Consider the following 1,257-nt stretch of genomic DNA (forward strand, 5'->3'; position numbering starts at 1 on the left):
GCCATAGCCACGGTGGTGATTAAAGCCTTTTTCATGTTGTTCTCCGTTCTTACCTGAGTTGAATCTGATTTACTTCGATAATATCACAGCATCAAAAAATGCAACCATAAAAGACAAAAAAAAGCCCCTCGGGCGAGGGGCAAAGGTTTGGGCTGGGTTATGCTGCTTTTGTTTTCTCGGCTTCGTCTGCGATTTCCTTGTCGCCGGTTGCAGATTCCGGAGCGGCTTCGGCCACTTCACCTTCTTTGCCTTTGCTGTGGGCGGAAATGCGAGCCCGTTTCTCGATGCCGATGATTCGACCGGCCAGCTTGATGAGGCGTTGCTGCCATTGGTAAGTGGCGTCGGTGCGCTGCTTGCTGGTCAGTACGGTGTTCAGCCAGAGAGTGTCAACGATCCCCATCAGGGTATCCAGTTTGCGGATCAGGTGTGCGAACTGAGCAACCTGAGGAGAGTTGATCTCGATGGTGTATTCATTCGGGTTGGTGTAGCCGGGCATCATGTCGATGCCGTTGTCTTCCATCAGCTTGTTGAGCTGGGCGGTAGCTTTGTCCAGGTCTTCGGAGACCTTGGAAATGTGTTCCAGGATGACGGTTTCAACCTGGTCGATTTCGTCCTGCTCACCGATGATGCGAAGGATAACGTCGATGGAGAACAGGGAGTTGGAAACTCGCTCAAAGCTGCGTTCCATGACGCGCTGAGCCTGGAGGCTGTTCACTTTCAGAACTTGCTTGAAAACAGGGCGAGAGTAGTGGTTGCTGCGGTCGCTGCTTGTGCCCACTGCTGCTTGTGCTTCTGCCATTAGAGATACTCCTAAGTTGAGGTACAGATAAACGCACTGGAAAGGATAAATGCGGTCAATCTGTAACCTGACATCTCGAAGTGCCCAAAATGGACAGTTACAGCGTTTTCTGTTGAGCAAAGGTGAGCTATATTTAAGCCATCTTAGTCGCTCTGCGGCTATAAGTGAGATAGCTGGTCTCCGAAAACAAACAGCATCTAGTCTTATGCCGTATGGCATTACTTAACCCCAAGCCGGGGGCTTCTCCCGGTTTTCGGGTGTTGCCCCTGATTTTTCTTATAGGAGCAACACCATGCACATCATCACTTTCATTGTAGTTCTGCTTGCATCTCTGGGCGCACTGTACGTAGGCGCGAAGGCATTTGCTTTTTCCTTCATCGTTCTCGCTAAAGTGTTCCAGCGTATCGGTTTGTTCCTTTGGAACAAATTCGCAGTTCCTGCAATGCGGTCTGTACAGG

The 1,257-nt window shown here is 50.4% G+C and carries 1 protein-coding gene; it reads right to left on the minus strand.

Annotation, left to right across the window (positions count from 1 at the left end; translation table 11 throughout):
• Positions 1 to 157: 157 nt before the first annotated feature.
• Positions 158 to 799, minus strand: coding sequence for a hypothetical protein (locus BHE89_RS17750; RefSeq protein WP_024126923.1), 642 nt, complete (start codon positions 797 to 799; stop codon positions 158 to 160).
• Positions 800 to 1,257 lie beyond the last annotated feature (458 nt).

It is taken from the genome of Shigella sp. FC1967 (genome assembly GCF_001743005.1).
Classification (GTDB): domain Bacteria; phylum Pseudomonadota; class Gammaproteobacteria; order Enterobacterales; family Enterobacteriaceae; genus Proteus.

Excerpts from the sequence above, each read along its gene's own strand:
- BHE89_RS17750 (WP_024126923.1), bottom strand. The coding sequence starts at position 799 with ATGGCAGAAGCACAAGCAGCAGTGGGCACAAGCAGCGACCGCAGCAAC.